The following is a 1,545-nucleotide window of genomic DNA, read 5'->3' as shown; positions in this document are numbered from 1 at the left end:
GCTTGACCGGGGTGGCGACGCTGACCCGCGGGTTCTGCGGTGGACTGGAGCCCGGCCGGTCGGAGGTCAGCGAGAAGAGCACGACGCCGGCCACGGCGGCGGCGATCCCGGCCAGCGCGCTGCCGGCCAGGAACATGGGCCTGCGCCTGCGCGGGCTCTCCTCGTCCTCGTCGGCGATGGCGCTGTAGGCCAGCGCGCCGCCGCCCGCGTTGCCCCAGACGTCCAGGTAGGTCGGGCCGAGCGGGCGGGGGCTCACCTCTCCGGTCCCGGGGTCCAGCGCGTATGCCAGGGCCGCCGTCGACGAGGCGAACAGCGGCGCGTTCGCCGACGCCAGCGCCGCCCCGCGGGCCAGCGCCATCTCCGGCTCCTCCGGGGCGCTCACCGCCAGCGGGGACGCCGCCTCGAGCGCGGGCTTGACGGCCGCGATGTCCGTGCCGCAGCCGACCAGGAAGACGCCGTCCGCGCGCGAGCCGCGCGCGGTGAGGCCGGCGACCATCGACGCCAACTCCCCGGCGACCGGGCCCGCCAGCTGCTGACGGTGCAGATCGACGATCGAACCGTCGGTGACGTCGACGACCGCCAGCGTCGCGCTCGCGGGTTCCACGAACAGCATCGCGATGTGCTCGTAGTCCAGCGCGTACCCGACCGTCTGGGCGAGCGCGGCCGCGGCCAGCAACGGGGACACCAGCATGACGCTGCCCATGCCGTGGCGGGCCATCGCGTCGCGCAGCGCGCCGACACCCGCCGGATCCGTCCAGGTCACCCCGGTGGACACCAACTGATAGCCGCCCGCGAGCGCGCCTTCCCGGGTGCCGCCGATCGCGGCGAGCACCTGGTCGACCGCACCGGCGGTCGCCGAGTCGCCGTCCGCGGCGAACTCGAACTCGTCCTGTTCGACGGTGACTCCGTCGGCGTCCTGGCCCTCGATGACCACCAGGCGGACCGTCTCGGGAGCCATCGAGACCCCAAGCACGATGTCCACGTACGCCTCCACAGTCCGCTGATTTGCCTCGGGGCCCGACCACGGGGGCACCACCGATAGGCCCGCCCGACCGGGTGACACCACGCTACCCGCGCGGGCGCGGCCGCGCTCATGGAGCGCGGTGAGCAGGGCGGACGCGCGGCTAGTAGCCGGGGCCCAGGAAGGGGTTCTGGGCGTTGCCCGGGTACTGCGGATACTGCGGATACTGCGGATAAGGCGTGTATTGCGGGGCCTGGGGCGCCGGCGGGGCCTGAGTCTGCGGCACCGGCACGGGTATGGGCACCGGCAGCAGCGGGACGTGGATCCACTCGGTGGTCATCGGGACCGTCGTGGTGGTCGTCGTCGTGGTCGTCGCCGGCGGGGGCGTCGTCTCGGTGGTCGTCGTCGGCGACGGCGGTGGGGTCGTCATGGCCGTCGTGGTCGGCGCCTGCGTGGTCGGCGGCGCGGTGTGCCGCGGCGTGTAGACGGGGGGCGCCTGCGTGGTGACCACCACGGGCGGCGGCGGCGGTGGCGGCGGCGAGGGTGGCGGTTCGGGCGGCGGCGGTGCGGGGCTGGGCACGGGG

1 protein-coding gene and 1 pseudogene are annotated in these 1,545 nt (G+C 75.0%); both read right to left on the bottom strand.

What is annotated here, in order from left to right:
* Positions 1 to 982 (bottom strand): DUF7159 family protein (locus tag HMPREF0591_RS29740; RefSeq protein WP_040624502.1); only part of this gene is annotated, 982 nt, incomplete at its 3' end.
* Positions 983 to 1,124: 142 nt separating this feature from the next.
* Positions 1,125 to 1,545: pseudogene (locus tag HMPREF0591_RS33580) on the bottom strand (Hsp70 family protein); the annotation flags it as partial.

It is taken from the genome of Mycobacterium parascrofulaceum ATCC BAA-614, from assembly GCF_000164135.1.
In the GTDB taxonomy this organism is placed as follows: Bacteria; Actinomycetota; Actinomycetes; order Mycobacteriales; family Mycobacteriaceae; genus Mycobacterium; species Mycobacterium parascrofulaceum.
The sequence above is the reverse complement of the archived record's forward strand: the minus strand, read 5'-3'. Positions and strand labels throughout refer to the sequence as shown.